This is a genomic window from Longimicrobium sp., from assembly GCF_036554565.1.
In the GTDB taxonomy this organism is placed as follows: domain Bacteria; phylum Gemmatimonadota; class Gemmatimonadetes; order Longimicrobiales; family Longimicrobiaceae; genus Longimicrobium.
The window spans coordinates 1-6,347 of sequence record NZ_DATBNB010000878.1; the positions used below are offsets into that span (position 1 = coordinate 1).

Sequence of the window (6,347 nt, forward strand, 5' to 3'; positions counted from 1 at the left end):
GCAGCACCGTCGTCCGGCAGCCGCGCAGCAGCTCCGCCGGTGCACGCCCCAGCACGGTGGCCGAGGCGCGGTGCGCGGCTACGGCGCGGGCGTCCGCCTCCGCCGCGCGCTCCCGTTCGGCCTTCGCCCGCTCCGCGGCCGATTCGGTCTTCGCGGCCTCCGCGGGACGGCCGGGCGCCAGCCCCAGCTTCTCCTTGGCCGCGAACACCCGCTGGACGGCCTCGTCCACGCGGGCCAGCGGAATCCGGCCGGACTCCACGGCGCGGACCAGCGCGTTCACCGTGCCGGGGAGGTCGTCGACGCCCACCAGCAGGTCTGCCCCGGCCGCCACCGCGCGCACCGCCGCCTCGTGCGGCCCGTAGCGGCGCACCAGCGGCGTCACCGGTGCCAGGTCTTCGATCACCAGCCCGCTGAAACCCATGTCGCGCCGCAGGATGCCCTGCACGAACACCGGGTTCTCGGGCAGCGGCACCGTGTCGCGGGTCAGCGAGGGGAGCACGATGGAGGCGGGCTTCACCGCCGTCACCCCGCGCGCCAGCAGGTCGCGGAGCGGGCCGAGCTGCATGCCGTCCACCGCCGCCCGGTCCCACCCCAGGATCGGCACACCCGTTTCCGCCGGGCCCCGCGACAGCGCCCGGACGCCCACCAGCATCCCCGCCCCGGCCAGCGCCTCGGCATACCCGGCGAACGCCTGCTCGCCCGCGGGGCCGGAAGGCGCGGGGACCGCGGTGGGATACGGAAAGCCCGGCGCCGTGAGCAGCGCGAAGTTGATCCCCAGCGCCCTGGCCTCCGCCGCCGCCGAGGTGGCGACGGCCTGCACGGAATCCGCGGCCGCGGGGCTGAGCGCCAGCGGGGGAGGGAACTCCGTGGCGCCGGCCAGCGCCCCGCCCGTCCCGCGGTCCAGGTCGCCGATCACCAGCAGGGGGAGGCGCGATGCGCGCTGCACGGCGGCGATGCGCCGCGCGGCCACCGGCGCGCTCCCCGGCAGCAGGCGCACGCCTCCCACGTGCGCGGCCGCGAAGCGCCGCGCCAGGGCCGTGTCGGCTTCGATCCGCGCGTCGGCCCTGACGTACAGCGCGGGGGCCACCATCTGCCCGACCTTGTGGCGCAGGGACATGCGCGTCACCTGCTCGGGCGCCCAGGGCGACGGAGCCTCGCGGCAGCCGGTGGAGAGCGCCACCAGTGCCGCCGCCGCCAGCCGGGTGAACCGCGCGCGAAAACGCGGGTGAATGATGGACGATTGCGACAGGGGACTCGCCGGGTTTAAATCAATCGTTTGCGTGAACCGCGGCACGGGCGCGGGCGCGTGGGCACGCGCAGGAGCAAGGCACGATCCGGACCGGGCATCCGGCGTGGGGCACGTCCGCCACAGCGCGCGGCAACTTTGTCTCAGTTGGGCTCGGGAGAGGCGCGAAATCCCACGTGGCGAGCCACGAATCCGGAGAGGACGGATGGTCCGGTCCTTGCCCGCTCCGCTTGGGCGGCGTGCATCGCCGCTCTCCGGGCCGTCCACCCGAGTCCTTCCGGCGCAGCCCGATTCCGAACGAACGACAAAAGTCCGGCGCGGCCCGCATTCGGGCCGGCGCCCGCTTCTATTCATGCGCGCCGGGCCCGTTGCGCCTGCGCCCGTACGGCAGTTAGCACGCACATGACCACCAGTGCCACCGTCTTCGTCGCCGACGACAACCCGTCCATCCTGCAGGGCCTCGACCGGGCGCTGCGGGTCACGGGGTACACCGTCCGCACCGCCACCAGCGGCCGCGGCGTCCTGGACCTGCTGGAGCAGGCGGCCGAAGCGCCCGACCTGCTGCTGCTGGACGTGATGATGCCCGAGATGACCGGGCTGGAGGTGCTTCGCGCCCTGCGCCTGGACCCCCGCTGGCTGGACATTCCCGTCGTGCTGATCACCGCCACCAACGACGGCGCCCTTCCCGTGTCGGCGCTGCGCGACGGTGCGGTGGACTTCCTCACGAAGCCGTTCCGCCTGGACGAGCTGCTGGCGCGCGTGGAGCGCCACGTGGTGCGCAACCAGGAACTGCGCCGGGCCCGCGAGCAGGCGCGCATGCGGCTGCAGGCCATCGACCTGATCCGCGAGCTGAACCGCGTGGTGACGGCCGACGAGATGTTCCACCTGGTCACCTCGCGCACTTCCGAGATCCTGGGCGTGGGCCGCTGCTCGGTGCTGGTGGTGCAGTCGGGCGAAGACGTGGCGCGCGTGGCCGCCTCGTCCGAGGCCGAGCTCACGGACGGGCTGGAGCTGAAGCTGAGCCTGTATCCCGAGGTGCGCGAGGCGCTGGCCACGCGCCGCCCGGTGGTGGTGCGCGACGTGGCGACGTCGCCGCTGTTCGACGGGGTGCGCGGCGAGTGGGAGCGCCGCGGTCTGCCCACGCCGCTGCGCTCGGTGATCGTGGTGCCGTTTCCCATCACCGAGCAGATGACGGGCTTGTTCGTGGAGCGGTCCACGGTCGACGAGCCGCTGCTGGGCGACGAGGCGGCCGAGCTGGCGGAGCGCGTGGTGGAGGCCATCGTTCAGGCGTGCGGGCGGGTGCAGCTCTTCCAGAAGCTGGTGGACCAGCGCAAGCAGCTTCACGACCTGGCGCACACCGACGAGCTCACCGGCTGCGACAGCCGCCGCTCCATCATCGGCTACCTGGGCAAGCAGATGGACAGCTCGCGCCGCACGGGAAATCCGCTGAGCGTGGTGCTGCTGGACCTGGACCACTTCAAGGAGATCAACGACGGCTGCGGGCACCTGGCGGGCGACACGGTGCTCCGGGCGCTGGGCCAGTGGCTGGGCGCCGAGGGGCTGCGCGCCAACGACCGCGCCGGCCGGCTGGGCGGCGACGAGTTCGTGGTGGTGCTTCCCGCCACGCCGTCGGCGGGTGCGTCGGCCTTTGCCGAGCGGGCGCGCGCCCACCTGTCGTCCATCCCCTTCCTGTTCGGCGAAACACGGGTGCAGGCGAGCGTGAGCGCCGGCGTGGTTTCCTGGCCCGAGTCCGCCGCGGGCAGCGCCGAGGAGCTGATCTCGCTGGCCGACACCGCGCTATACCAGGCCAAGCAGGGCGGGCGCAACCGCACCTGCGTGGCGGCCGCGGCGGCGGCGGCCTGAAGCCCGCGTAGCGGAACCAGCCGCACGACACCGCCGCGGGTGCCGGGGAGGAACCCGGCACCCGCGGCGCTTTTCCTGCTGTCGTGGTTTTCTGATTCGAGACGATTCGCTCCTTCCGTACTGCCAGACCATGACGTTCCGTCCCCTCGTCGCCGTCACCACCACCATGTGGCCCGGCGGCTCGCACGGGCTGCCGCGGGTGCAGCTGAACGCCCAGTACCTGACCGCGCTCGACGCGGCCGGCGCCACGCCCATCCTGCTCACCCCCGCGCACTCGGACCAGGCACTGCGCGGCATCCTGTCCATCAGCCACGGGCTGCTGCTGAGCGGGGGCGAAGACGTGGAGCCCTCGCGCTATGGCCACTCGCCGCATCCCGCGCTGGGCGACGTCAATCCCGCCCGCGACGCCATGGAGATCGCCGCCGTGCACGAGGCGCTGGGCCGGCGCATGCCGGTGCTGGCCATCTGCCGGGGCATCCAGGTGCTGAACGTGGCGCTGGGGGGCACGCTGTACCAGGACATTCCCTCGGAGCTGGGCGGCGACCTGCTGCACGAGCAGGCGGCGCCGTGGAACGTGCGGTGGCACGCGGGTCGGGTGCAGCCCGGGTCCAGCCTGGAGCGCGTGTTCGGCACGGCCGAGCTTCACATCAACTCGTTCCACCACCAGGCCATCCGCGACCTGGCGCCCGGGCTGCGCGCCACCGTCTGGGCCGAGGACGGGGTGATCGAGGGGGTGGAGGGCATCGACCACCCGTGGATGTGCGGTGTGCAGTGGCACCCGGAACGCGGCGAGGCGCACGGCGCCGCCGGCGATTCGCGCGATCCCGACCGGCGGCTGTTCTGGTCCTTCGCCCAGGCGGCACGCGAGTTCGCGGATTCGTGCGGTGCCATGGAGACCGCGGGCGCGAGGTGAGGCGTCACCTAAGGACTGCGGGCGCTAGGTAGGACTGGCGTCACCCGAAGACTGCGGGCGCGAAGTGAGGACTGGCGTCACCGAAGGACTGCGGGCGCGAAGTGAGGACTGGCGTCGCCCAAAGACCGCGGGCGCGAGGTGAGCCGCGAGTGTCATCCCGAAGGAGCGGCCCGGGCGAACCCTGCCCGTACACCGTTGACCGCAGCGACTGAGGGATCCGCCACACACCCCGCCCGTTGCCCCGACGCGGCGGAAACACCGGACCGGTAAGCTTGCGGAATCGCGTTCGTCAGCGCCGAGCAACAGCCGCGTTCGAGAGCCATAGGTGAAACGTCAGCCGCAGACCGCTGCGACCGGGATCAGACGCCGTTGATGATGTGCGGTTTCGGCGCTCGGGCGATGTCGACAGGGGGAGGACGGATCGGTGCTTCGGAACGGGCGGCGCGGGTACCCGAGGTGTGTGGCGGATCCCTCAGTCGCTGCCGGCTACCGGGTGAGGGCTGGCTCTGAAGTGGCCGCTCCATCGGGATGACAATCGCGCGATGCGGCAGGTGGGGCGTGCGTCGGGTTCACCTGCTCCTGATCTCCGTACCGCTCAATCAAGCACGACGAAATCGTCTACCTCGTCCAGCGGCACCTCCACGCGGTCGCCGGTGCCCAGGTGGTGCCCGATCAGGATCTCGCCGCCGTAGTCGTGGCGCAGGCGCGAGGGAACCATGGTGATCTCCGTTCCCCTGCGCCGCATCTGGATCCGAGCCCCCTCGTCCATGGCGCGCTCGAGCCGGTCGAGCGCGGACGGCGTCCAGTTCACCCGCCGTCGCCCCCCGCCGTGTCGGGAGGGGGAGGAGCGATCGCCGGGGTGGCCGCGCCCGCACCCGTGGCGCCAGCCGCGCCCCCGGCGGGAGCCGCCGCCGCGCCGCCCTCGACGCCCGGCACCGCCGGGAAGGCTGGCGTGGCGAGCGACGTGTCAGGGCGAAGCTCCGTGGTGGAGCGCACCCCGCGCAGCCCCTCGGGACGCACGGACACGTAGAAATCCTTAATGAACAGCGAGTCGATCTTGGCGAACCCGCTGTCGGGCACGTCGCCGAACTTGGTGCCGGGGCGCGGCCGGGGGATGCGCACGCCGAGCGTGTCCATCCACATGTCGAACTCGGCGCGCGAAATCCGCTGCAGGTAGCCGTTCACCTCCAGCCGCGAACCGGGCCCCAGCGAGCGCAGGGCGCCGGGCGGCGGCTCGGGCTCGAAGCGTACCAGGATGCGGCGCCCGTTGGCCGTGCGCACCCACACCGCCAGGTTGCGCTGCCGGCTTTCGGAGGTGGCCGTCAGGTGAACGAGCCGGCCCAGCTCGCGCGTGTCGAGCGGCAGGAGCGATTCGAACAGCTGGGCCTCCATGGGCAGCACCGGCGCGCGGTCCGCGCCGAAGCCGGCCAGGGCCCCCACCTTTCGCTTGGAACTCATGGTGCTGTCGCCGAACACCGCGGCCGCCACCAGCAGCAGCATCGACGACAGCGCCAGCACCGTAACCCAAAGCCATGCGCGGGACTCGCGCCCGCGAACCATCCTGATGTCCATCCGTTCCGCCTGGATGAGGAGAGCGTTAGGGTTGCGCACGAGCGCAAGGAGCGTTCCGGCGGCGGCTTGCACGCGGCGCGGCGCGGCGGTTATTGTTTGCCGTCCGCACACGAGCAGTCGCACACGCATCCGGAGGAAGACCGTGCCCCGTCCCGCGCCCCAGCCCCGGCCCCGGCGCTCCAACATGCTGCCGTTCTACGCGATCCTGGGTGTGGTCGCGCTGGGCGGCGCCTTCCTGCTCTTCCGGCAGATGGGCGGCGGCGGAGGCAACCCCGCCACTACGCTGAGCCCCGTGGTCATGGCGCCCGACCAGCTGAACCGGGTTCCCGGCATCAGCAAGGGACGGGCGGACGCGCCGGTGGTGATCTTCGAGTTCGCCGACTTCCAGTGCCCGGGCTGCGGAAAGTTCGCCCAGTTCTCCGAGCCGCTGCTGCAGGAGTGGATCGACAACGGCACCGTGCGCTTCGTCTGGTACGACTTTCCGCTCACGCAGATCCACCAGAACGCGGTGCTGGCCTCGCGCGCGGGGCGCTGCGCCAACGAGCAGAACAAGTTCTGGCCCTACCACGACCGCGTGTTCGGCGGGCAGAGCCAGTGGTCCAACTCCGACGGCGCCGACGGCACCTTCATCGAGTACGCCGAGGCCGAGGGGCTGGACGTGCGCGCCTTCACCCAGTGCCTGCGCTCCGACAAGTTCCAGAAGGAAGTGTCGGAGTCGTTCCAGCTGGGCACCTCGCTGGGTGTCGGCGGCAC

At 72.3% G+C, this 6,347-nt stretch carries 6 protein-coding genes; 3 read left to right on the forward strand and 3 right to left on the reverse strand.

From position 1 onward, the window contains the following. On the reverse strand, nucleotides 1-1,294 hold a 1,294-nt coding region (locus VIB55_RS24540; RefSeq protein WP_331879322.1), incomplete at its 3' end, for a glycoside hydrolase family 3 N-terminal domain-containing protein. Nucleotides 1,295-1,648: 354 nt separating this feature from the next. Here VIB55_RS24540 and VIB55_RS24545 point away from each other — a divergent pair. Both VIB55_RS24545 and VIB55_RS24550 read left to right on the forward strand, forming a co-directional pair. After that, nucleotides 1,649-3,109 (forward strand): diguanylate cyclase, encoded by a 1,461-nt coding sequence (locus VIB55_RS24545; protein ID WP_331879323.1) that lies wholly within the window; start codon nucleotides 1,649-1,651, stop codon nucleotides 3,107-3,109. A 130-nt stretch (nucleotides 3,110-3,239) separates the two neighbouring features. Further along, on the forward strand, nucleotides 3,240-4,022 hold the full coding sequence (locus VIB55_RS24550) for a gamma-glutamyl-gamma-aminobutyrate hydrolase family protein (protein WP_331879324.1): 783 nt from the start codon (nucleotides 3,240-3,242) through the stop codon (nucleotides 4,020-4,022). 595 nt (nucleotides 4,023-4,617) lie between these two features. On the opposite strand, the gene VIB55_RS24555 is transcribed toward VIB55_RS24550, so the two are convergent. Continuing rightward, the gene (locus VIB55_RS24555) at nucleotides 4,618-4,833 is read right to left on the reverse strand and encodes a hypothetical protein (RefSeq protein WP_331024308.1); all 216 of its coding nucleotides are present in this window, start codon (nucleotides 4,831-4,833) and stop codon (nucleotides 4,618-4,620) included. Beyond that, nucleotides 4,830-5,594 carry a hypothetical protein gene (locus tag VIB55_RS24560; protein WP_331879325.1) on the reverse strand — a complete coding sequence of 255 codons (765 nt, stop codon included), beginning with the start codon at nucleotides 5,592-5,594 and terminating at the stop codon, nucleotides 4,830-4,832. Before VIB55_RS24560 ends, VIB55_RS24555 begins: the two co-directional genes overlap by 4 nt. Nucleotides 5,595-5,736: 142 nt before the next feature. Between VIB55_RS24560 and VIB55_RS24565 the strand changes: the two genes are divergently transcribed. After that, the coding region (locus VIB55_RS24565) for a DsbA family protein (RefSeq protein WP_331879326.1) at nucleotides 5,737-6,347 on the forward strand (611 nt) is incomplete at its 3' end.